The following is a 21572-nucleotide window of genomic DNA, read 5'->3' on the forward strand; positions in this document are numbered from 1 at the left end:
GTCAGCTGTCCATGCCGCTGCTCAGGCCGCCGGTGATGTTCAGCACCTGACCGTGGACGTAGTTCGACCAGGGCGAGCACAGGAAGATGACGCCGCCGGCGGCTTCCTGCGGCGTGGCGGCCCGGCCGAGCGGGATCGCGGCGGCGATGGCGTCACGCATGGCCCGCGGGATGCCGTACCGGACCTCGCGATCGCCGACCCGTACGACGGTGTCGCCGGTCTTCTCCACGGTCAGGCGGGTGTCGACGAAGCCGAACGCCACCGCGTTGACGTTGATCTTGAATTGGCCCCACTCCTTGGCCAGGGTCTTGGTCATGCCGATGACCGCGGACTTGGCGGCGGAGTAGTTGGCCTGGCCGGCGTTGCCCATCGTGCCGGCGACCGAGCTGACGTTGACGACCTTGCGGAACACCTCACGGCCCTCGGCGCGTTCGGCCTTGGCCGGTTCCCGCAGGTGCGGCGCGGCGGCGCGGAGCACCCGGAACGGTGCGACGGTGTGGATGTCGAGCATCGCCTGGAAGTCCCGGTCGGACATCTTGTGAATCGGCGCGTCCAGCGTGTAGCCGGCGTTGTTGACCACGATGTCCAGCTGGCCGAAGGTGCGCACGGCGGTGTCGACCAGTTGTTCCGGCGCACCGTCGGCCGCGAGGTCGCCGCCGAACACCGCGACCCGGCCGCCGATCTCCTTGGCGGCCTGCTCGGCGACGTCGACATCGATGTCGTTGACGACGACCGCCGCGCCCTGCGCCGCGAGCGACTCGGCGACCGCCCGGCCGATGCCCCGGCCGGAGCCGGTGACGATCGCAACCTTGCCGTCGAACATTCCCATGGGTTTCTCCTCGTTGATTTCCTGAACGGCATCGCTCACGCTTCGTGTATCGCCTTCGTCACGAGATGCCCGGCCATGCCCTCGATGCCTTCCTCGGACCCGTGACCGCTCTCCTTCACCCCTCCGAACGGCGCGTCCGGAGTGGCGATCGAGTAGGTGTTGACCCCGAGCATCCCGGCCTCCACCTCACCGGCGATGCGTCGGATCGCGGCCGCGGAGTCGGTGAACGCGTAGGCGGCGAGCCCGAACGGCAGGCGGTTGGCCTCCGCGATCGCCGCGTCGAGGTCGTCGACCCGGTTGATGACGGCGATCGGCCCGAACGGCTCCTCGTTGCGCACGCGCGCGCTGGTGGGCACGTCGACCAGGACGGTCGGCTCCCAGAAGAATCCCGGCCGGTCGACCGCCCGTCCGCCCGCGAGCGCACGGGCGCCGGCCGCCACGGCGTCGGCGACGAACCCCTCCATCGCGGCGGGCCGACGCGCGTGAGCCAGCGGCCCCATGTCGACCTTCTCGGCCAGACCGTCGTCCAGTACGAGGATCCGGGCGCGGTCGACGAACGCGTCGACGAACCGGTCGTACACGTCGCGGTGCACCAGGAACCGGGTCGGCGACACGCACGCCTGGCCGGCGTTGAAGAACTTGGCCCCGACCGAGTACGCGGCGGCCACGTCGATATCGGCGTCCGGTAGGACGATCACCGGGGCGTGGCCGCCCAGTTCCATGGTGGTGCGCTTCATGGTGACGGCGGCCAGCCGCATGAGGTGCTTGCCGACGGCCACCGAACCGGTGAACGACACCTTCCGGACGGCCGGTTCGGCCAGCCACCTGGCCGACACCTCGGCCGGTTCGCCGAACACCACCGACAGGGTTCCGGCGGGCAGCCCCGCGTCGTGCAGCGCCCGGGCCACCGCCAGCGCGCTGGCGGGTGCCTCCTCGGCCGGTTTCACGACGACGGTGCACCCGGCGGCGAGCGCGGGGGCGATCTTGCGGACCGGGTTGACCACGGGAAAGTTCCAGGGAGCGAAGGCCGCCACCACCCCGACCGGTTCGTGCACCACCGACCGGCGGGTACCGGCCTGCGGCCCGAGGACCCTGCCGTAGGCGCGACGGCCCTCCTCCGCGTACCAGTCCAGGATGTCGGCGGCCAGCCGGACCTCGGCGTCCATCTCGGCGCGGACCTTGCCCTGTTCCAGGGTCGCCGCGGTGGCGACGGCCCGGGCCCGCTCGCGCAGCAGCGCGGCGGCACCGCGCAGGACGGCCGACCGCTCCAGCGGCGGCGTCGCCCGCCAGGCCGGGAACGTTGCCACCGCACCGGTCACGGCGGCGTCGAGGTCCGCCGGTCCGGCCAGCGGAAGCGGGGCGAGCACGGCGCCGGAGGCGGGGTTCAGAACGGGGCGGGTGGCCCGGTCGCCACCGGCGACCCAGGAGCCGGCGACGAACAGCGCGAGATCGTCCGGATATCCGTCGGTCATACGCACCTCTCCAATTTGGTCACATGACCAGGTTGAGTGACCTAGTATTGGCATCACGGCTCTCGGCTGTCAACCGGTTCGAGGGTCGCCGGAACGACGGATATGCTCGCGGTCGACCTGCGGCACGAACGGTTGGAGTAGACGTGGCCTACCTGTCCGCAGAAGAGCGGCGACAGAGCATCATCGACGCGGCCATCGAGGTGATCGCCACCGAAGGACTGCAGAAGGCCACCACACGTCGTATCGCCCAACAGGCCGACGCACCGCTGGGTGCACTGCACTACTGCTTCCGCAGCAAGGAAGAGCTGATCCACCTCGTCGCCGAGCAGGGCGCGGCGCGGCTGCGGACCGCGTTCGACGGCGTCGATCCCGCCCTCGGCGTCGAGGCCACCATCCGCGACAGCGTCGCGGCGCTGTGGCGCTGGGCGCGCAAGCACCCCGGTCTCCAACTCGCGTTGATGGAACTCGGCATGTGGCGCATCCGGGAGGGCGGCCCGCCCGAGGAGGTGTACAGCATGTGGGACAACTTCGGCGGCAACCTGGTCCGCGAGCACCTGCAACGTGCCGTCAACCTGGAGCCGGTCGACCTCGCGATCAGCGTCGAGGAGATCGTGCGGTTCATCAACCACCGTTTCGACGGCCTGGCGTTCGAATGGGCCGCGTCCCGCGACGAGGCCGCCTGCGAACGCCAGACCCACCTGCTCGCCGACGCGATGGTGCTTCTCGCCCTGGGCGGCGGCGCCCAAAGCGGTGCCACAGGCGGTGCCACAGGCGGTGCCACCACGAGCAAGCCGGCGGCCGCGGCACGGAAACCGCGGCGGTCTCAGGCCCGGTAGAGCTCGTCGAACTGCGCCGCGTAGCGGGTGTTCACCACGTCCCGACGCACCTTCAGGGTGGCGGTCAGCTCGCCGGCCTCAACGGTGAGGTCGTGGCCGAGCACGACGAACTTCTTCACCTGTTCGACCCGGGCGTACTCGGCGTTGGCCCGGTCGACCGTCGCACGGATCTCGGCCAGCAGAACCGGATGTTGGGCGAGATCCGCCGGCCCGGTCACCGCGATGCCCTGCCAACGCGCCCAGGCCATCGCGGCGTCCGGGTCGAGGGTGACGAGTAGGACGGGGTACGGTCGGCCGTCACCGTGCATGACCGCATGGGACACCAGTGGCGACCGCTTGACGTCGTTCTCCAGGTTGGCCGGGGTCAGGTTCTTGCCCCCCGCGGTGATGATGATCTCCTTCTTGCGCCCGGTGATCCGCAGGTAGCCCTCGGCGTCGAGCTCGCCCAGATCGCCGGTGCGCAGCCAGCCGCCGTCGAGTGCCTCGGCGGTGGCGGCCGGGTCGTCGAGATATCCGGAGAACATGCTCGGTGCCCGCACCAGAAGTTCTCCGTCGACAGCCACCGCGAGCTGGACACCCGGCACGGCCCGGCCGACGGTGCCGAACCGGTGGTGTTCCGGTGTCGAGGCGGTGACCGCCGTCGCCGTCTCGGTCATCCCGTAGCCCTCCATGACCGGGATGCCGCACGCCCAGAAGAACCGGAGGATCGCCGGCGAGATGGGTGCGGCACCCGATGACGCCTGGCGCAGGCGGCCACCCAGGGCCGTGCGCATCCGGGCGAACAGCGCCGCGTCGAGCGGATCGTAGAGGCGTCGCAGATCGTCGGGGACCGGCAGACCGGTGACCCGCAGGTCCTGCACCCGCGCGCCGACCGACACGGCGTGCTCCAGCTGCGCCTCGGTCATCCCCTCGGTACACCAGCGGTACAGCTTCTCGAACAGCCGGGGCGCGGCCGGCAGGAACGTCGGACGCAGCGCCGCCAGGTCCTCGACCACACGCTGCGGGTTCCCGTACGCGACCGCGGCACCGTCGGCGAACGCCGCGTGCTGCATCAGCCGCGCGAACGAGTGCGCCAACGGCAGGAAGAGATACACCACGTCGTCGTCGCGCAGCACCTCCCGGTCGGTAACCGCGGCGATGCCGGCGCGGTACCCGCCGTGGGTCAGCACGCACCCCTTCGGCGGCCCGGTGGTGCCGGACGTATAGACCACGGTGTACAGGTCGTCGGCCGTCACCGCCGCGGCTCGGGCGGCAAGCTCACCGGGCGCGCCGGCCAGCCCACGTCGCTGGATCTCCTCCAGATCGGCGTGACCCGGTGCCGGGTCCACGGTCACCACGACCCGCAGCCGGGGCAGCTGCGATTCCACGGCCCGCACCTTGGCCAACTGATCGGCATCCTCGCAGACCACCATCGTCACGCCGGCGTGAGCGAGGATCCAGGCGCACTCCCCCGGCGCGTTGCTGGGGTACACCGGCACGACGACGCCGCCGGCCATCGTGACGGCGTAGTCGACGACCGTCCACTCCGGACGGGTCGTGCACAGTAGGCCGACCCGGTCTCCGGGCGACAGGCCGCGGTCGATCAGTCCGAGCGCGGTCCGCGTCACCTGCTCGAGCAACTCGGCGAACGTCAGTACGCCGCCGTCCGGAGCGACAACCGCCGTCCGGTCCGGGTACCGGGCCGCGATCTCGGGTAACAGCCCGGCCATGGTGCCGTCGCCCCGAACGGTAGTCGGGGTCATGCCGGTATCGTCCCGCTCATTCTTTCCACCCGGTCGCCCGTCGGGCTGCCCATCGCGGTCAGGACCTCGGCCGCCGCGCGTTCGCCCGAACACACCGCACCTTCCATGTAGTTCATCCACACCGTCGACGTCTCAGCACCGGCCCAGTGCAGCCGACCGACCGGTTTGCGCAGCAGATGCCCGTAGCGGGTCCAGGTACCGGTGGGCAGATTGGCGCCGAAGCAGCCCCGGGTCCACTCCTCGGCCGACCAGTCGGTCTCGATGTACTGCACCGGATCGGCGGCCGGCCGGCCGAAATGCGGCACCAGACAATCGATGACCGCCTCGCGCCGGGCCCGCGGAGGGAGCCGGGTGAAGGCCCGGGCCGCGTCGGCCTCGACGAATCCGACCAGGATTCCCGGAGCTCCCGACTGTGGGGTGTTGTCGAAGGTGACCCGGACCCAGCCGTGGTCGGTGAAGATCCGGCCGTTGGACCCACCGGCGCGCCAGAACGGTTCCGGGTACACGAGTTGCACCTTCACCGTCGCGCCCGGCGCGACCCGCTGATGCAGCTGCGCGCGTTCCGCGGGAAGCGGCGGCTCGTACCTGATCCGGTCGGCCAGCGCGACCGGTGAGGCGACGACAACCCGGTCCGCGAACACCTCGGCGTCACCGGCGACCACCCGGACACCGTCGGCGTCCTGGTGAAGGGCCCGCACCGCCGTACCCAGCCGTACGGCGTCGGGGCCGAGCAGGGCGGCGAGACGGATCGCGACGCCCTGGGCGCCACCGACGAACCTGCGTTCCTGGGCCCCACCGACCACCTCGGTCAGCAGGCCCATCGAGCCGGCGGCGCGGATGTACACGAGCACGTGCAGCAGCGACAGTTCCGCCGGTTCAGCGGTGAAGAGAGCGGTCGTCACCAGCTGTGCCAGCAGGCGGGCCGCCGGGTCGGGCAGGCGGGTCCGCATCCAGGTGTCGAACGTCTGTGCGTCCCAGTCCACGGCGTGCGGCGCGGTCCACGGCCGGCTGAGGGAAAGGCTTGCCGCCATCGCGTCGAGCTCGCCGAAGAACTCGTCGAGCGACGGCAGATCGACCGGATCCCGGTCGGCCACCGAATAGGTCGTATGGCCCGTGTCGTACACGGGGAACGTCTGCACTCCCAACTCGTCGGCCAGGGCGAGCAGACAGGTCTGGGTCGGCCCCACGAACTGCCCACCGAGGTCGGTGACCTGACCGTCCGGCAACACATGGTTGTGCAAACGTCCGCCGACGCGGTCGCGCGCCTCCAGCACCAGCACAGAACGGCCCGCACGTTGTATCTGCCGGGCGGCGACGAGTCCGGCCAGACCGGCACCCACCACCGCGACGTCGACAGTCGTCACACATACTCCTCTCGAAGAAATTCAGGCACGGCGTCACAGCCGGTTGGTGATCCCGCCGTCGACGACGATTTCGGCGCCGCTCAGGTAGGAGGCGTCGGCTGACAACAGGAACACCACGACCGCGGCCACCTCCCACGGAGAACCGAGCCGGCCGAGCGGCACCCGGGCCGCCGGGTCACCGGTCACCGCGCCGCCGGTCACGGCGCCGCCGGTCACGGCGCCGCCGGTCACCGCGCCGCCGGTCACCGCGCCGCCGGTCACCGCGCCGCCGGTCACCGCGCCGCCGGTCACGAGGTCGGCGTAGCGACGACGCATGGTCGAGTCGATGAGCCCCGGCAGCACCGTGTTGACCCGGATGCCTCGTTTCGCGGTGGTGACGGCGACGTGGCGACTCAGACCGAGCAGCGCCGCCTTGCTCGTCTCGTATCCGATACCGGCGTGATGACGGATCGCGTTGATACTGCTGACGTTCACGATCGCGCCGTCACCGGCGTCGAGTAGCGCGGGCAGGGCGGCCTGCATCGTCAGGAACTGACCGCGCACGTTGACGGCGAGAACCCGGTCGAAGTCCTCGACCGCGGTGTTACGGATCGAGCCCAGGTCGGCGATTCCGACGTTGTTGACCAGCAGATGCAGGGCCCCGAACTGCTCGACGGTCGCGGCGACGGCCCGCATGCAGTCCTCCGCGACGGACACGTCACAGGCCACGCTCGCCGCCGCGCCGCCCTCCGCCCGGATCGCCGCGGCGGTGGCCTCGGCGGTCACGGCATCACGGTCGGCCACCATCACGAGGGCACCGGCCCGCGCGGCGGAGATGGCGATGGCACGGCCGTTGCCCAGCGGCAGGGTCTCTCGCGGTCCGGCCGGTCCGTCCGCGCCACCGCCGACGACGAGTCCGACCCGTCCGATCAGCGAGCCGGTCACCGGTCCAGCTCCACGACGAACCGGCGCACGCCGCCGTGGACCTCGACGACGAGGAAGCCGTCCCGACGGGTCACGACTCCGTCGCCCTCGACCAGAACACCCGTCGGCAGCCACACGTCGGCGGTCGCCGTGGTCGGCACCATCACCTCGATCCGCAGTTCGTTACCGGTCACCTGCCAGTCGACCGCCGCCGTCCCGCGCGGGGTCTCGACGCGGGCCGCCGCTGCGGCCAGCCGGTGCGTGAGCGCCGGACGCACCCGGATACGACGCCAGCCCGGCGCGTCCGGCGAGATCCCGGCCACGTCCTGGAACAGGAAGACGCCGACCGACGCGAGGAGCTTCATGTTGCGGCTGCGTTCCGCCTCGCCGCCCCAGGTCTCCCACACCGTGGTGGCGCCCTGCTCGATCTGGTGTCCCCAGCTCGGGTAGGTCACCCTCGTGGCCACGTCGAACATCGTGTCGGCGGCACCACCGTCGACGAGGACGTGCTCCAGCGCCGCGGTGCCCATCGTGCCGGTACCCAGCCGGTGCCCGACCTGGTCGGCCAACCGCTTGACCGTGGCCGGCCGGAGGTCGTCGGGAACGAGGTCGTGCCAGAGCGCCAGGGCAAGGCCGGTCTGGCCCTCCGGCTCCGGGAACGCGAGGTTGAAGGCCGCACGCACCCGCGCGGCGAGGGCGTCGTACTCCCGCGCCGCGACCCGGTCGCCCAGTGCGGCCGAGATGCCGGCCATCGCACGGATACCGGCGTGGTACCAACTCGTCGCGACCACGGGCACCGGGGTGACCCGGGCGAACACCGACGAGGTGCCGTCCGGCTGTGGCTCCATGTGTTCGCCGAAACCCTCGGTCAGAAGGTGGTCGCGGGTCCGGGCGCGGGTCCATTCGAGCGCCTGGCGCAACGCCCCGACGTGGTCGGTCAGAACGGCCCGGTCGCCGGTGAAGCGGTACAGCTGCCAGGCCAGCACGATGTAGGAGAGTGACGAGAAGTCCGACCACCCGGCGTACGGCAGATCGTTCAGGTACGGCAACGCGTCCGGCAGGGGTCCCCGCCAGTGCGGTGGGCTGACGAACGGCACGCTCCCGTCGGGCAGCTGGCAGTCGCGGATGTCGTCGAGCCACTTGGTCCAGAACGCGGCCGTGTCGAAGGTGTACAGGTACTCCTCGATGGTCCAGCCGGGGTCACCGAGCCACGCCAGCCGCTCCGCGCGGTCGGCCGCGTCCTGCGGGATGCCCTGCAGGCTGGCTCGCAGGGTCCACCTCACGTTGTGGTACAGCCGGTCGAGCAGGGGGTGCGAACAGGAGAAGTCACCGGTCGATCGGACGTCGTTGTGTACCACGCGGCCCTCCACGTTGTGGATCGTCACGGTCGGATCCGAGACCGACAGCTCGACGTGTTGGAACCCGTGCAGGGTGAACCGCGGCTCCCAGGTCTCGACCCCGTCACCGGCGAGCACGTAGTGGTCGGTCTGCTCGGCCGGACTTCGCGGCATGAGGTTGCTGGCCGGGTCGAGCTCACCGGCGTCGTCGACCCGGCCGGCGTGGCGGAGCGTGACCCGCGCGTTCCTCGGCCCGCTCACCTCGATGCGGGTCCACCCGGTGATGTGCTGGCCCAGATCGAAGACCAACCGACCGTCAGCCATCCGGCGCCGGGACTTCGGCGCCAGCGTCTGCACGACCCGGACGGGCTCCATCATCTGGCCGTACAGGTCGCCGACGGGCTCGGTCGCCAGGCTGGCCGATGTCCATCCACTGTCGTCGAAGGTGGCGGTGTCCCAGCCGGTCGGTTCCCGCGTAGCGTCGTGGTGCTCGCCGTGGAACAGGTCGTTGTACACCACCGGACCCGCCGATGTGCGCCAGTCCGGGCCGGTGCCGACGGTCACCGAACGCCCGTCCTCGGTCTCGACGTTCAACTGCACGATGGCGCGCGGCCGCAGCCCGTACGGGCTGCGTCCGAACGGCGCGGGACGCACGTCGGTTTCGGCGCTGAACCAACCGTGACCCAGCAGCACGCCGACCGCGTTGCGACCCGCACGGAGCAGGTCGGTGACGTCGTAGGTGGAGTACAGCACCCGGGCCGACCGGATCCGGGCGGGCGTGCCGTCGGGACCCCGCATCGCCGGGTCCTCCGCGTACGTGGACGTGGCCGGATCGAGCACCCGGTCGCCGACCCGCGCGCCATTGATCCGCAGCTCGTACAGCCCGAGCCCGGAAACGTAAGCCCGGGCCCGCCGGACCGGGGCCGACAGTTCGAACGAGGTCCGCAGCAGGGGTCCCGGGCCGATCCCGCTCACCCAGCGGGCGTGCCAGCCCTGCGCGTCGAGGAGGCCCGCTTCCCACCAGACCGGTTCGGCAGCCGGACCGATCCGTCCGTCCCCGTCGCGCAGCCGCACGGTCCACCAGCCGCGCCGGCCCCGTGGCAGCGGATGGCCGCCGTAGACCACGCCGTTGACCTCGTCGGAGTCCACGACGCCGGAGTCCCAGAGGTCGCCGTAGCCGGCGGCGAGCGTCGCCGGGTCGTCAGCGACGAGAACCCGGTACCCGGTCTGGCGGGTGGCCTTCTCGGCGACAGGCACCCAGGAGAACACCGGCCGCGCCGCGTCCACGCCCATCGGGTTGGGCAGGCGTTGGCACCGCAGGTCGGTCGCGTGCAGCACGGTCTCCCTCTCGCTATCGAAGCTCATGGTGTTGTTCCGCCGAGATAGCTGGCCTCCAGCCGGGTGGCGTCGCGGCCGAGTTGAGCGGCGGTGCCGCTCAACGCCAGCTCACCCCGCGCCAACACGTAGCCGCGGTCGGCGACGGTCAGCGCGGTCCGCACGTGCTGCTCGACCAGAAGCACCGCGGTCCCGGTCCCGTCGGCGATCCGGCGGACCTGGGTCAGCAACCGCTCGACGACGATCGGGGCCAGCCCGTGGCTCAACTCGTCGATCATCAGCAGGCTCGGCCGGGCGATGAGCGCGCAACCCAACGCCAGCATCTGCTGCTCGCCGCCGGACAGCAGCCCCGCGCGACGACCGCCGAGGTCGGCGAGGGCCGGAAAGTACTCGTAGACCAGGTCCGTGGCCGGCGAGTTCCGACGCCGACGCAGCCGTAGGTGCTCGGTCACGGTCAACTGGCGGAAGATCCCCCGCTCCTCCGGCACCAGGGCCACCCCGAGCCGGGCCACGGCGTGCGGCCGCCAGCCGTCGACCACCCGCCCGCCGACCGTGATCGCGCCCCGGATAGGCCGCAGCAGACCGCTGATCGTCAGCAGGGTCGTGGTCTTGCCGGCGCCGTTCGCGCCGAGCAGCGCCACCACTTCGCCGGCCTTGACCTCCAGGTCGAGGTCGCGCACCACCGCGACGCCGCCGTACCCCGCGCACAGGCCGCGGATCCACAGTTCGCCGGGTGCGTTCATGCCCGCTCCTCCACGCCGCGGGACGCCTGCCCGAGGTATGCGTCGATGACCCGTCGGTCGGTCCGGATCTGGGCGGGTGTGCCGTGTGCCAGCAGGTGACCGAACTCCAACACGTAGACGTGGTCGCAGACGCTCAGGACGAGATCGACGTCGTGCTCGACGAGCAGCACCGCCAGGCCGTCCGCGGCGAACTGCCGCAACCGGGCCGCGAGCGCGATCCGGTCGGCGCCGCTCAGGCCGGCCGCCGGCTCGTCGAGCAACAGGACCGAGCCGGGCATGGCCAGCGCCCGGGCCACGCCGAGGAGTTTGCGCTGGCCCAGCGTGAGCGTCTGCGGCCGGACCCGGGCCAGTGGCGTCAGGTCCATGCGGGCCAGCGCGCCGCCGACGGCGGCGAGCACGGGTGCGCGTTGCGGCCGCACGAGATCGAGGACCAACGTTCGTAGGTCGAACGGTTGCGCGGCGACCGCCACGTTGTCGTGGGCGTCGAGGTCGGCGAACAGCTGCACGGCCTGCCAGGTCCGCCGCAGTCCGCGCCGGGCCCGTTGGTGGGGTGGGGCACCGTCCAGCGACAGACCTTCGAGAAACACCTCACCGGTACTCGGGGTGAAGCCGGTGACCGCGTCGATGAACGTGGTCTTGCCGGCACCGTTCGGGCCGATGAGCCCGATGATCTGACCGGCCCGCACCGAGAGGTCGACGCCGTCCAGGGCCCGCAGGCCGCCGTACTGGACGGAAAGGCCGGTCGTGCGCAGCCGTACCTTGCCTGTGTGGGCGCGAGCCCCGACGACGGCAACAGGCGGAGGCTCCGGCGGGCCCGGCGCCACCGGACGATGGTGACCGCCGGCCGCCCGGAACCGACGCAACATCGACGTCGCCGCGCCGGCGACGCCGACCGGGTTGAAGATGGCTCCCAACACCAGGCTCACTCCGGCCAGGACGGCGTACCAGGTACCGAGATCCTCGAACAGCCGGGAGAACGTCACGAACACCAGGCCCAGCGGCGCCGACAGGCCCGCGACGACCGCGCCGGAGACGGAGGTGATCCCGCCGAGGTAGGCGAACGCCAGCAGGCTGAGCCCGACGAACACGGTGAACGAGTCGGCGGTGAGCTGCCCCCGGCTGTAACCGATGAGCGCGCCGCCGATGCCGGCGATGAACGAGGCGATGCCGAAGGCGAGCAACTTGGACGCGCTCACGTTGATGCCGACCGCGGCGGCGGCGCGCTCGTCGGACCGGATCGCGAGCAGCCGCCGCCCGGTGCCGCTACGGGTCAGGTTGGCCACGCCCAGGGCGACGACGGTCAGAATCACCAGCACGAGCAGTCCGAACTGGATCCGCGCGGTCTGCAGGCCGTCGCTGACGCCGAAGCTGATGCCGAAGAGCACGGGGTCGGGAATCGGGTTGCCGGCCGGGTCCGTGAAGCTCGGGTTCCGGAAGACGAACCGTTCCAGGGCGATCCCGAGCGCGAGGGTCACCACGGCCAGTTGAGCGCCGCGGATCCGGACGGCCGGCAACCCGACGAGCACTCCGAGCAGCGCGGCGACGGCCGCCGCGAACGGCAGCGCGATCGGCAACGGCGCGTGCGCGGCGGCGAGTTTCGCCACCACGAAACCGGCGGATCCGGCGAACGCGGCCTGGGCGAGGGAAACCTGACCGGCGAGGCCGGTCAGCACCACGAGGGACAGCGCGAGCAGCGCGACGATGAACGAGGTGATCAGACCGAACCGGAACCCACCGCGCAGAACGAACAGCAGCACGACGGCACCGCCGATCACCGCGGTGATCGGCAGCCATCGGGGCTGCGGAATGACGACCTCGGGCAGTGCTTCCGCCGCGTCGGCGCCGCGGGTGGGTAGGGAACGTCCGACGAGTACGAGCCCACCGACGATCGCCAGGAACGGCACCGCGTCGTTGAGACCGGTCGAGGCCCACGTGGGCCACCACTCCTGTCCCCGCAGCAGCGTCAGCTCGGACTGGACGACCCCGAGCAACAGCCCGGTGGCCAGTACCACGAACAGATTGTCGAACCGGCCGGCCAGGGCGCAGGCCAGACCGGGCGCGATCATCAGGACGAACCCGGTCGTGGTCAGTCCCAGCGTCGGCGCGGCGAGGATACAGAAGATGCCAACGACGACGCCGGCGATCACGGCGGTGCTCGCGGCAAGCGCCTGGGGCGCGAATCCGGCGAGTGAGGCTGCCCGCTCGTTCTCCGCGGCCGCCCGGGTGGCCAGCCCGAAACGGGTGTAACGCAGGTACGCCCACAGCGCAACGGTCACGACCGTCAGCAGTGCGGCGATCCACAACCGGTCCTGCGGCACGGCTCCGTCACCGATGTGCAGGCCACCGGCGGGCAGCACCGGCGCGACCGCACGTGAGGCGCTGCCGACGCGCAGGACCACCAGGGCCTGCAGGGTCAGCATGATGCCGATCGAGGCGACCACCTTGGCGAGGACCGGCGCCGCGGCGAGCGGACGGAAGACCAGTAGTTGGCTCAACCATCCGACCGCCGCGGCCGAGAGTACGGCCAGCACCAGCGCGACGGCCGTTCCGGTCGGAGAACCGAGCGGAACACGGACCAACGGTATCGGCAGCAGCAGATCGCCGGTGCGGCGCAGCTCGTCGAACACGTACACGGTCCACATGCCGGCCGCGCCCAGTCCGAAGTGGACGGTTCCGGTCCCCTGGTACGTGACGGTCACGCCGAGACCGATCGCGGCGTAGGCGGCCCCCGCGCCCAGACCGATCAACGCGAACAGCAGAACCTGCTGCACCGTGCCTCCTCCGGATTCCGATGGATCGCTGGTCGGTTCAGGGTCGTGCTCAGTCGCCGATCGGCTGGAAGCCCTGCCCCACCGGCTCCTTGCCGACCGAGCCGTCGGTTCTTTCGACGACCTTGAACACCAGGACGTCGGCCCGGCAGTTGGCGGGTTCGGCCGGGTACGGCGGTGCGCCGCAGTGCAGGTCGGAACCGAGGTGACCGGGTGAGGTCTTCGCCGCCCGGAACGCCTCGAAGACCCGCTCGGTGGTGATGGCGGAACCGGCCGGGATCGTCCGAAGGATGTCGGCGAGTTCGAACATCGACGAGTACGGCACGACGGCGAATCCGTTGATGTACTGCGTCTGTCCGGCGGCCCGCATCGCCGACTCGTAGGCGCCGAGCCGTTGCTGGATCTCCGGCGGGGCGTACTGCCTGGTCTCCGGTGCGTACAGATCGGTGAACACGTAGGTGCCGACCGCCTGTTTTCCGAGCGCCTGCACGTAGGCGGTGCACGAGCCGGCCATGATCGGTTTGTCGTACCGGGCGGTCCGCAGCGCGGTCACCATGCCGACGCAGTTCTCCTCGGTGAGCTGCGCGACGATGCCGTCGGGTTGGGACGACAGCGCGGTGGTCACAGCCTGCGTCCAGTCCGGATTCGCCGGGTCGACGAGTACCGGCTTGAACGTCAATCCGAGCTTCTTCGCGGCCGGTGCGACGAGCGTGTCCATCATCTTCTGCGCGTCGGACGACTGCTCGGTGAGCACGGCGACCTTCTTCGCGCCCTGTTGCTGCAGCAGCCGCAGCGGTCCGACGACGTACGCCGACGTCGCGGTGTGCAGAAGGAAGGCGCCCTTACTGGTGCGCTGAGCGGTTCCCCACGAGTTCGACGTGACGTAGGGGATGTTCGCCTTCACGTACAGCGGCAGTGCCGCGTCGGAGGAGATGTCGATTCCGGTGTAGGCGACGGCGACGCGTGCGTCGATGAGGGTGTTGGCGCAGTTGATGGACGCCTCGGGTGAACCGTCGGCGAGGCACTTCACGATCTTGACGCGCCTGCCGTTCACCCCACCGGCGCCGTTGATCTTCTCGACCGCGACCTCGCCACCGATCCGGAACTCCGGCAGTGACAGCGCTCCACCCTCGTTGTTGACATAGCCGATGCGGACGGTGTTGTCGTCGTCGGCCGCATCGTCCGAGCACCCCGTCACGGCGGACGCCGCGATGAGCGTGGTGACGACGAACGCACCGACCCAGGTACGCCGCCGGGTTATCTCGATCACCGCAGATTCCCTCCAGACTGAAGTTGGACAGATGACCTGGTTGGCTGACCGAGTATGAGCTCAGCGGCAAACCCTGTCAACGCAAGGGGTCCACGAACCGTCGGCGCGTCGCCACTTGCCATTTGACCCGCCGGTGTGGCTAAACTAGGTCAACTGACCAGATTCGCGGAGGTGCCATGCCCGACCCATTTCTCGACGCGACCGCGCAGGCCGAACTCGTCCGCCGCGGCGAGGTCTCGCCGCGGGAACTCGTCGACGAGGCGGTCCACCGGATCGAGGAGCTCAACCCGAGCCTGAACGCGGTGGTCATTCCGTTGTTCGACAAGGCGTACAACGAGGCCGACAAGGTCGGCGAGGGTCCGTTCGCCGGTGTGCCGTACCTGCTCAAGGACATCACGATGGTCACCGAGGGCGACCTGCACGCGGCGAGCATCGCCGGCGTGAAGGCCGCCGGATACCGGTCCGACCACGACTCCTTCTTCGTCCAGCGGATGCGCGAAGCGGGCTTTGTGCTGGTCGGCAAGACCAATACGCCGGAGTTGGGCATCCAACCCACCACCGAGCCGGACGCCTGGGGTCCGAGCGCCAACCCGTGGGATCTGAGCCGCTCCAGCGGTGCGTCCAGTGGGGGCTCGGCGGCGGCCGTGGCCGCCGGCATGGTCTCGATCGCCCACGGCAACGACGGGGGCGGCTCCATCCGCATGCCGGCCAGCCAGTGCGGCGTCATCGGGATCAAGCCGACCCGGGGTCGCATTTCGCAGGGGCCGACGGTCCGGTCGGACAACGTCTCGGGCATGCCGCACGAGGGGCTGCTGGCGCACTCGGTGCGCGACATCGCCGGCGTGCTCGACGTCGTCAGCGGCCGGCGGCCCGGCGACGCGTATGCCGCGCCGCCGCCCCTTCGACCGTTTCTGGCCGAGGTCGGCGCCGACCCGGGGCGACTGCGGATCGGGGTGCTCACGCACGAACCGTCCGGCACCGTCGAGATCGACCCGGAGAACGTCACCGCCGCCCGCAAGGTGGCGGATCTGCTGACGAACCTCGGCCACCACGTCTCGGCCGCCTACCCCGACGCCCTGCGCAAGGGGCCGTGGCCAGAGGAGTTCATGCCGGTCGTCGCCGTTTCCATCATGAAGGAACTGGAGTTCTACAGCGCGGCGATCGGCCGTGAGCTCACCGAGGCCGACGTGGAGGCGTCGACCTGGGAGGTCGCGCGTATGGGCCAGCAGGTCACCGCGTCGATGTACTCCGACGGCGTCGACGCGCTGCGTCAACGCGCCACGGAGATCGAGACGTGGTGGGAGGACGACGGCTGGGACCTGCTGCTCACCCCCACCACGCCGGTGCCACCGCCCGAGCTGGGCCTGTTGAAGGCGACCGTCGACGATCCCCTGACCATGGACCTCGACGTGCTCACCCTTCTCACGGTCCCGTACAACATCACCGGTCAGCCCGCGATCTCGCTGCCGGTCCACGTCAACGCCGACGGCCTGCCGATCGGCGCGCACCTCGTTGCCGCGTACGGGCGTGAGGACGTGCTGTTGCGGGTGTCCGCGCAGATCGAGGCCGGCCTGCCGTGGGCCGACAAGCACCCGCCGGTGCGGCCGCGGTGAACGGTGCCGGCCCCCGGCGCCGGGCCGCGCTGATCACCGGCGCCAGCGGCGACATCGGAGCGGCTACGGCGACCCGGCTCGCGGAACGCGGGACGGACGTCTGGCTGACCTACGGTTCCCGGTCCGACACCGCACAGCAGGTCGCGCAGCGGTGCCGGGACCTGGGGAGCCGGGTCGAAGTCTCCCGGCTCGACCTTCGGCAACCCGATGAGATCCTCGCGCTGGCCGCGCGGATCGGCGCCGACTGGGGCCGGCTGCACGTCGTGGTGAACAACGCGAGTGCCTGTCCGTACCAGCAGTGGCACGACGTCACAGTGGCCGACTGGGACGCCGTCCTCGAGACCAACGCGCGCGGCACGTTCCTGATGACCAGCCACACGGTGCCACTGCTACGGGCGGCCGAGGGCGACCGGTCGATCGTCAACGTCTCGTCGATCGCCGGCCAGGTGGGCGGCATCGTAACCAGCGTGCACTACGCGGCGAGCAAGGCGGCGATCCTGGCCCTCACCCGGTCGTTCGCCCGCCTGCTCGCCGACGAGGGCATCCGGGTCAACGCGGTCACTCCCGGACCGGTCGCCTCGGCCATGACCGGTGCGATGGACCCGGACGCCCGCGCGGCGCTGGCCCGCTCCGTTCCGCTCGGGCAACGATTCGGCTCAGCGGACGAGGTGGCCCATACCATCTGTCATCTGGCGTCATCCGAGTCGTCATTCACCACCGGCGCCACCTACGACGTCAACGGTGGCCTCCGGACCGGCTGAACGGGGATTCCACGGGGCGTGGCATCGCCGAATCGCTCAACCCGCCGGCGCGTCGGCCGACCAGGACAGAGGGCGTCTATCCGGGTGAGGGCGGCATGAGGATTCGCAGGGCGGGCCGGGTCCCGTACGGGTGGACGCTGCTCACGTCCCTGCTCTGGGCACTGGCGATCCTGGTCCTCGCCGTGCCCGGAGCGTCCGACGACGTCCGCGACCGCGCCTTCGAACTCATCCGGAGTCTGCTCAACTTTCCGGTGATATATCTGGCGTTCCGCCTCGGCCGGTCCGACCGGCTCGACTGGCCCACCCGCCGCGCCTGGTGGCTTCTCAGCGGCGCATTCGGCTGTGCCGCGCTGGCCTCGGCGACACAGCGGGTGGAGACCGCGACCGAGGCGCTGGCCGTAGTCGGGAATCTGGGCGGCGTGATCGCCCTGCTGACGTTCCCCACAGCCGGTAGCTCGGACGGCCGGCGACGGTGGCGCTCCGCCATGGACGTCACCATCGGGTTCGTGGGCGCGTTAATGGTCTACTGGACGTTCGTGCTCGTCCCCCACTGGACCACGCACGAGCCGCTGAGCGATCGGATCGCGGCGATGCGCGGCGAGCAGGTCGAGGGCACGTTGCCAGTGTTATTGATCCTCTCGGAGTCACCGCCGGTTCCGACCCGGACGACCTCGCCACGCGAGCGGGCGGGAAGACGGGCTGACCCGGTTCACGCCGAACGGGGCCGGACATATCGATCGTCATGACCGCAACGATAGGAAGGCGTGCGGAACCGACCGGTTCCCTCGGCGATGTCAGTCGGTTGACGGCGGTCTTCGGACCGGCTGAACGAGGCGACTCGCCAATCGAAGCGGCAGCGCTCAACCACCGGGCCGACCTTTGCTCATGCTGTGGAGCTTTACCGCACCGCCGCACCGGCCGAGGCGGCGCAGCTCGCCCTCGACTACAGCACCTCACGGGAAAGCCCGCCGAGCAGCTTGCCGAACGTCAATAGCCGACCTGGATGGCGTCGCCGCGGCGCAGGGGACCGCCTGCGGCGAGTAGGTCGGCCATGCAGTCGGCCATCGGAAGCTGGAGATCGGTATCCATCCAGATGAACTGTCCGTTGGGGTTGACTTCGAGGAAGACGTATTCCCCGTCGGGGGTAACGATGAAGTCCAGGGCCGCGTAGACGAGGTCGAGCTCGGTCAGCAGCGTCTGCACCTTCTTGACGAGATCGTCGGGCAGCGGATGATAGTCGCCGTACGACATTTCGTTCCAGCCCCGCCAGTCGATCCGGGTGGCGTCGGCGTCCTGAGACCGAATCGTCACCGGGAAGAACATGTTGCCGATGACCGTGAGCCGAACCTCGTACGCCTTCTCGACGTACTCCTGGAACATGCACATCGTGTGGCGCTGTACCTGCCGATAATGGCATCCGTGCAGGTCATTGGCTCTTCGGGCGCCCGAGCCCGCCGGTGGTTTGGGTCGGGGCGTTGCCCGCTCGCATCGTCACCGATGAGTACGCGATGATGCCGCCTCATGCTGCTGCGGCTGGCGTACCTGGGCATCACGAACGCGTTCGCGTTGCTGCGACTGCTGCCCCGCGACGGCCGTGACCAAGACATCGAGATCCTGTCGTTGCGCCACCAGCTCGCGGTGCTGCAACGCCAACTCGCCGGGCAGCCCGTCCGGTTCGAGCCAGTCGATCGGGCGTGGCTGGCCGCGCTGCTGCACCCGCTGCCACGCCCCACCCTGCGACGCCTGCGGCTGCTTGTCCAGCCCGACACAATCCTCAAGTGGCACCGTGACCTGCTCGCCCGCCGCCACGCCGCAGTTTCACGGCCGCGCCGCCGCGGTCGGCCCCGCACGCTGCGCTCGATCCGGGCCTTGGTACTGCGTCTGGCCAGGGAGAACGGCAACTGGGGATATCGGAGGGTGCACGGCGAACTGCTCACCCTCGGGATCCGCGTCGCCCCGTCGACCGTTTGGGAGATCCTGCGCGAGGCCGGCATTGACCCCGCCCCCGACCGGGCCGCCACTACGTGGACGGACTTCCTCCGGTCCCAAGCCGACGCGCTGCTGGCCGCAGACTTTATCGAGACCGTGACGCTGACCGGAGCCCGGATGTACATCCTCACGGTGATCGAACACGCCAGCCGCCGCATCCGCGTCCTGGGCGCCACAGCCCATCCGACCGCCGCCTGGGTCAGCCAGGCCGCCCGCAACCTCGTGATGGACCTCGAAGACGCCGGCTGCAAAGCCACGTACCTGATCCGCGACCGAGACGGCAAGTACCCAGGCATATTCGACGCGATCCTGGCCCACGCCGGCATCACGGTCGTGCTCAGCGGCATCCAGACGCCCCGCATGAACGCGATCATGGAACGTTGGGTGCGGACCTGCCGCCGCGAACTGCTGGACCGCATACTCATCTGGAACCAGCGGCAGCTGCTGCATGCGCTGCGGGAATACGAGCGCTTCTACAACCTCCACCGACCACATCAGGGGATCGCGAACGTCCGGCCACTGAAACCGCTGCCCGAACCGATCACCGACCCGGACCAAGTTGCCCGGCTGAACATCCAGCGGCGTGACCGCCTCGGTGGCGTCTTTCACGAATACGAGCAGGCCGCCTGAGCTGCCCGGACGGCATTCTCGGCAGGTACAACGCCTTCCACGACCTGATCCGCGCATACGCCACCACCCGCGCCCACGACGAGGACCGCCCGGCCGAGCGTCGCACCGCACTCACCCGCCTGTTCGACCACTACCTCGCCACCGCCACCATCGCGATGAACGCCCTGTACCCCGCCGAAGCCCACCACCGGCCCGCGATCCCCCCGGCCGGCGCCCCCATCCCGGACCTGACCGATCCGGACACCGCGCGGGGATGGTTGGACACCGAACGGTCCACCCTGGTCACGGTCGCCGTCCACACCGCCACCCACGGCTGGCGCAGCTACACCACCCGACTCTCCCGCACCCTGTTCCGCTACCTCGAAGGCGGCCACTACACCGCTGCCGTGACCGTCCACGGCCACGCCAGCAACGCCGCCCGCCACGACGGTGACACGATTGCCCAGGCCCACGCGTTGACGAACCTCGGCGTTGCCTACTGGCGATTGGGTCAGCACCAACCTGCCGCCGAGCACTTCCAGCAGGCCCTGGACCTGTTCCGTCAGGCCGGTGACCCGGCCGGCCAAGCCCGTACCTTGAACAATCTCGGCACCATCGAGGAGCAGTCCGGCCATTACCGGTCAGCCACCGACCGTTATGCGCTCGCCCTTAACCTGTACCGGAGGACCGGCGACCGGACCGGCGAGGCTCGCGCGCTGGCGAACCTTGGCAACATCGAGCAACGACTGGGCCAGCACCAGGCGGCGGCTGACCACTACGAGTAGGCCCTGAGCCTGAACCGCCAGGCCGGCGACGAGACCGGCGAAGCGTACACGTTGAACAATCTTGGCGAGGCGGAGTTGCGGTCGAGCCCGTACGGTCCGGCCGGCGATCATCTACAGCACGCGCTGATCCTGTTCCGGCACCTCGGAAACCGCACCGGCGAAGCCTGGGCCTTGGACAGCCTCGGCGCCCTTTACACCCGCCTCGGCCAGCCCGGCCGGGCCACCGAACACCATCAGCAGGCCCTGACCATCTTCCGCGAGACCGGCGACCGGTTCGGCGAAGCCTGGGCGCTCAACGGCCTCGGCGAGGCCGCCCACACCGCCGGCCGCGTCGCCGACGCCCTCACCCACCACACCGCCGCCGCCGACAACGGCGACCGGGACGAGCGGGCCCGCGCCCACACCGGCCTCGGCCACGCCCACCACACCCTCGGCAACCACACTCTCGCCCGCCATCACTACCAGCACGCCCTGGCCCTCTACACAGACCTTGACCTGCCCGAAGCCGACCGAATTCGAACCCTCCTCGCCGCCCTTGACAACAGCGGCGCAGAACGGCGCGAGCACCACGCCGACGAGTGCGTAGACCGCAGCGACGAGCAGGTTCGCCGCGGCGTACACCGGCCATTGCCGGGGCTCGAACACGAAAGCGGTGGCGGCCAGGGAGACGACGGTGACGAGGCCTGCGGACAGGCCGATCAGGCCGAGCCGGGCGGTGAGCAGGACAGGCACCCGCAGCCCGGCCAGGATCAGGCGGCGGTCGGCGGCGCGGGCGTCCAGCACGGCGAATAGACCGGTGAGGGCGGCCATGGCCCCGATCGCGATCGGGGCCATGGTGCCGCCGTGGGTGTCGCGCATCGACAGGTGCTCGGTCAGTTCCCGGCCGCCATCGCTGAGCTGCAGGGTTAGATCGGTGTCGGGGGTGACGGCGACGGCGCCGAGGATGAACCCACCACGTCGGCGGCTGGCTCGGCAACCCCGACCCCAGCACGGTGCTGCCGGCCGACTTCGTCGTCGACTACGTGCGCGTCTATCAGCGCTGACTTCGGAAGATCGCACCCGGAGGAGCCGGACAGCGCCCTTGCGGGTCATGGCGACCGGCTCCTCCACGGCGATACGACACCAGCCGACATTCCGTCTCGACCTCGGCCGCCAAGCGGCGCCCGACCATCACAGCGCACCTCAACAGCGGTGTCGCAGGGAACCCGGATCACGG

17 protein-coding genes are annotated in these 21572 nt (G+C 70.4%); 7 read left to right on the plus strand and 10 right to left on the minus strand.

Annotation, left to right across the window (positions count from 1 at the left end; all coding sequences use genetic code 11):
- Position 1: 1 nt before the first annotated feature.
- Positions 2-829 carry an SDR family NAD(P)-dependent oxidoreductase gene (locus Vau01_RS53345; protein ID WP_204009264.1) on the minus strand — a complete coding sequence of 276 codons (828 nt, stop codon included), beginning with the start codon at positions 827-829 and terminating at the stop codon, positions 2-4.
- Between the two features lie 35 nt (positions 830-864).
- On the minus strand, positions 865-2301 hold the full coding sequence (locus Vau01_RS53350) for an NAD-dependent succinate-semialdehyde dehydrogenase (protein WP_204009265.1): 1437 nt from the start codon (positions 2299-2301) through the stop codon (positions 865-867).
- Between the two features lie 143 nt (positions 2302-2444).
- On the opposite strand from Vau01_RS53350, the gene Vau01_RS53355 reads away from it, so the two are divergent.
- Positions 2445-3137 carry a TetR/AcrR family transcriptional regulator gene (locus tag Vau01_RS53355; protein WP_204009266.1) on the plus strand — a complete coding sequence of 231 codons (693 nt, stop codon included), beginning with the start codon at positions 2445-2447 and terminating at the stop codon, positions 3135-3137.
- Here the strand turns inward: Vau01_RS53355 and Vau01_RS53360 are convergent.
- Genes Vau01_RS53360 through Vau01_RS53390 form a run of 7 tightly spaced genes read right to left on the minus strand, consistent with a single transcriptional unit; the run spans position 3125 to position 14599 of the window.
- Positions 3125-4879, minus strand: coding sequence for an AMP-dependent synthetase/ligase (locus Vau01_RS53360; RefSeq protein ID WP_204009267.1), 1755 nt, complete (start codon positions 4877-4879; stop codon positions 3125-3127). The genes Vau01_RS53355 and Vau01_RS53360 overlap by 13 nt on opposite strands.
- Positions 4876-6243 (minus strand): flavin monoamine oxidase family protein, encoded by a 1368-nt coding sequence (locus Vau01_RS53365; RefSeq protein WP_204009268.1) that lies wholly within the window; start codon positions 6241-6243, stop codon positions 4876-4878. Before Vau01_RS53365 ends, Vau01_RS53360 begins: the two co-directional genes overlap by 4 nt.
- A gap of 33 nt (positions 6244-6276) precedes the next feature.
- Positions 6277-7167, minus strand: coding sequence for an SDR family NAD(P)-dependent oxidoreductase (locus tag Vau01_RS53370; protein WP_204009270.1), 891 nt, complete (start codon positions 7165-7167; stop codon positions 6277-6279).
- Positions 7164-9848 (minus strand): family 78 glycoside hydrolase catalytic domain, encoded by a 2685-nt coding sequence (locus tag Vau01_RS53375; RefSeq protein ID WP_204009272.1) that lies wholly within the window; start codon positions 9846-9848, stop codon positions 7164-7166. Before Vau01_RS53375 ends, Vau01_RS53370 begins: the two co-directional genes overlap by 4 nt.
- The gene (locus Vau01_RS53380; RefSeq protein ID WP_204009274.1) at positions 9845-10561 is read right to left on the minus strand and encodes an ABC transporter ATP-binding protein; all 717 of its coding nucleotides are present in this window, start codon (positions 10559-10561) and stop codon (positions 9845-9847) included. Before Vau01_RS53380 ends, Vau01_RS53375 begins: the two co-directional genes overlap by 4 nt.
- Complete coding sequence (locus tag Vau01_RS53385) at positions 10558-13332, minus strand: branched-chain amino acid ABC transporter permease/ATP-binding protein (protein ID WP_204009276.1); 2775 nt, start codon at positions 13330-13332, stop codon at positions 10558-10560. The genes Vau01_RS53380 and Vau01_RS53385 overlap by 4 nt, the downstream gene beginning before the upstream one ends.
- 49 nt (positions 13333-13381) lie before the next feature.
- Positions 13382-14599: an ABC transporter substrate-binding protein gene (locus tag Vau01_RS53390; protein ID WP_204009278.1), complete on the minus strand. Its 1218-nt coding sequence runs from the start codon at positions 14597-14599 to the stop codon at positions 13382-13384.
- A 176-nt stretch (positions 14600-14775) separates the two neighbouring features.
- Here Vau01_RS53390 and Vau01_RS53395 point away from each other — a divergent pair, with 176 nt between their 5' ends.
- The 3 genes from Vau01_RS53395 (at position 14776) to Vau01_RS53405 (ending at position 17719) form a co-directional block, all read left to right on the plus strand.
- Positions 14776-16212: an amidase gene (locus Vau01_RS53395; protein ID WP_204009280.1), complete on the plus strand. Its 1437-nt coding sequence runs from the start codon at positions 14776-14778 to the stop codon at positions 16210-16212.
- Positions 16209-16973, plus strand: a complete 765-nt coding sequence (locus Vau01_RS53400; protein WP_204009282.1) for an SDR family NAD(P)-dependent oxidoreductase — start codon at positions 16209-16211, stop codon at positions 16971-16973. The genes Vau01_RS53395 and Vau01_RS53400 overlap by 4 nt, the downstream gene beginning before the upstream one ends.
- Before the next feature lie 95 nt (positions 16974-17068).
- A complete protein-coding gene (locus tag Vau01_RS53405; protein WP_204009283.1) occupies positions 17069-17719 on the plus strand; it encodes a hypothetical protein in 651 nt (216 codons plus the stop codon).
- Positions 17720-17960: 241 nt separating this feature from the next.
- Here Vau01_RS53405 and Vau01_RS53410 read toward each other — a convergent pair whose 3' ends face one another.
- Positions 17961-18353, minus strand: coding sequence for an MvdC/MvdD family ATP grasp protein (locus Vau01_RS53410; protein ID WP_204009285.1), 393 nt, complete (start codon positions 18351-18353; stop codon positions 17961-17963).
- A gap of 141 nt (positions 18354-18494) precedes the next feature.
- Here Vau01_RS53410 and Vau01_RS53415 point away from each other — a divergent pair, with 141 nt between their 5' ends.
- The 3 genes from Vau01_RS53415 (at position 18495) to Vau01_RS65500 (ending at position 21148) form a co-directional block, all read left to right on the plus strand.
- Positions 18495-19592, plus strand: coding sequence for an integrase core domain-containing protein (locus tag Vau01_RS53415; protein ID WP_204009286.1), 1098 nt, complete (start codon positions 18495-18497; stop codon positions 19590-19592).
- A gap of 155 nt (positions 19593-19747) precedes the next feature.
- A complete protein-coding gene (locus Vau01_RS53420; protein ID WP_204009288.1) occupies positions 19748-20356 on the plus strand; it encodes a tetratricopeptide repeat protein in 609 nt (202 codons plus the stop codon).
- 75 nt (positions 20357-20431) lie between these two features.
- Positions 20432-21148 carry a tetratricopeptide repeat protein gene (locus tag Vau01_RS65500; protein ID WP_373320458.1) on the plus strand — a complete coding sequence of 239 codons (717 nt, stop codon included), beginning with the start codon at positions 20432-20434 and terminating at the stop codon, positions 21146-21148.
- Positions 21149-21572: the final 424 nt, after the last annotated feature.

This window comes from Virgisporangium aurantiacum, assembly GCF_016863635.1.
Taxonomy (GTDB): Bacteria; Actinomycetota; Actinomycetes; order Mycobacteriales; family Micromonosporaceae; genus Virgisporangium; species Virgisporangium aurantiacum.

Excerpts from the sequence above, each read along its gene's own strand:
- Vau01_RS53345 (WP_204009264.1), bottom strand. The coding sequence starts at position 829 with ATGGGAATGTTCGACGGCAAGGTTGCGATCGTCACCGGCTCCGGCCGG.
- Vau01_RS53350 (WP_204009265.1), bottom strand. The coding sequence starts at position 2,301 with ATGACCGACGGATATCCGGACGATCTCGCGCTGTTCGTCGCCGGCTCC.
- Vau01_RS53360 (WP_204009267.1), bottom strand. The coding sequence starts at position 4,879 with ATGACCCCGACTACCGTTCGGGGCGACGGCACCATGGCCGGGCTGTTA.
- Vau01_RS53375 (WP_204009272.1), bottom strand. The coding sequence starts at position 9,848 with ATGAGCTTCGATAGCGAGAGGGAGACCGTGCTGCACGCGACCGACCTG.
- Vau01_RS53380 (WP_204009274.1), bottom strand. The coding sequence starts at position 10,561 with ATGAACGCACCCGGCGAACTGTGGATCCGCGGCCTGTGCGCGGGGTAC.
- Vau01_RS53395 (WP_204009280.1), top strand. The coding sequence starts at position 14,776 with ATGCCCGACCCATTTCTCGACGCGACCGCGCAGGCCGAACTCGTCCGC.
- Vau01_RS53405 (WP_204009283.1), top strand. The coding sequence starts at position 17,069 with ATGAGGATTCGCAGGGCGGGCCGGGTCCCGTACGGGTGGACGCTGCTC.
- Vau01_RS53410 (WP_204009285.1), bottom strand. The coding sequence starts at position 18,353 with ATGTTCCAGGAGTACGTCGAGAAGGCGTACGAGGTTCGGCTCACGGTC.
- Vau01_RS53415 (WP_204009286.1), top strand. The coding sequence starts at position 18,495 with ATGCTGCTGCGGCTGGCGTACCTGGGCATCACGAACGCGTTCGCGTTG.
- Vau01_RS53420 (WP_204009288.1), top strand. The coding sequence starts at position 19,748 with ATGAACGCCCTGTACCCCGCCGAAGCCCACCACCGGCCCGCGATCCCC.